Here is a 1,103-nt window from a genome sequence, read left to right on the forward strand (position 1 = left end):
CGCTGCACTCCGCCCCCGACGGCGCGCCGATCGGGGCAGTTCCTCGACCCCGGCCGCCGGGCCGCCATCGCCCGCGCCGAACGCATCCGCCCGGGCCGGATGCACCTTGCGCACCGAGCGGGCATCGAATACGCGCCCGGCACGCGTCACCCACACCCCGCCCGCCGTCTGCGCGACGGCATCCCCCGCCAGGGTCAGGGCATCGGCCAAGTTCTGCGGGCCATCGGGCGCTGCCGCCGAGGCCGGCCGCATCGCCCCCACCAGGACCACCGGCCGGCGCGGTTGCAGCACCGCGTGCAGCAGCCAGGCGGTCTCCTCCAGCGTGTCCGTGCCGTGGGTGATGACCAACGCCGCCACCTCCGGCCGCTGCAGATGCCGCCACGCGGCCGCCAGCAGCGCCTGCCACAGGGCGGGCGTCATGTCCTTGCTGTCCACGTTGGCAACCTGCTCGGCCTCTAGCCGCATGCCCTCGGGCGGCACCAACCCCGCCAACAGGTCGGCCACCGGCACGACCCCGGCCTGATACCCGACCACATCCTGCGCGTTGGCGGCGCGGCCCGCGATCGTCCCGCCCATGCCCAACACCACCAGCACGCGCGGCGGCTGCGCAGCACGGTTCTCCGCCATCGCTAGCATCGTCATGATTGCTTTCGTGAAATGACAAATCCGTGAATATCCCCGCACTATGCTAACGTAATGCCGGCTCACGCCGGCCGCCGATACATCGGCGGCTGATATACGCTGCAAACGCCAAACAGGGAGACCCCGATGACCCCCGACACCCTCATGCTCGCCGGGCTCGGCCTGGGCTTGATCAACGCCGCGCTGTTGCTGGTGCTGGTGCTGCGCCGGCCCCGCTTCGACACCCCGGCCGACCTTGCGGCGCGCATCGGCGTCATGGAACAGGCTCTGCAGGGGCTGGCGCAGGCCGGCGCCCGCGCCGACGCCGGCCTGACACGGCTCGATGCGCAACTGCGCGACTTCACCCAAACCACCCACCACAACCTGGATGCGAAGCTCGCGCTGACCCTGGAAGAGTCGCGCCACGGCCGCAACGAACTGGCCGCGGCGCTGGGGGCCTTCCGCACAGATCTGTCCGCGAC

1 protein-coding gene and 1 pseudogene are annotated in these 1,103 nt (G+C 71.5%); one reads left to right on the forward strand and one right to left on the reverse strand.

The window, feature by feature from the left end; genetic code table 11:
- Positions 1 to 642: asparaginase (locus ACK4TH_RS12055; RefSeq protein ID WP_409626788.1), on the reverse strand; the 642-nt coding region annotated here is incomplete at its 3' end.
- Positions 643 to 768: 126 nt separating this feature from the next.
- On the opposite strand from ACK4TH_RS12055, the pseudogene ACK4TH_RS12060 reads away from it, so the two are divergent.
- Positions 769 to 1,103, forward strand: a pseudogene (locus ACK4TH_RS12060) (DNA recombination protein RmuC); the annotation flags it as partial.

This window comes from Tepidimonas sp. (assembly GCF_046292505.1).
Lineage (GTDB): Bacteria > Pseudomonadota > Gammaproteobacteria > Burkholderiales > Burkholderiaceae_C > Tepidimonas.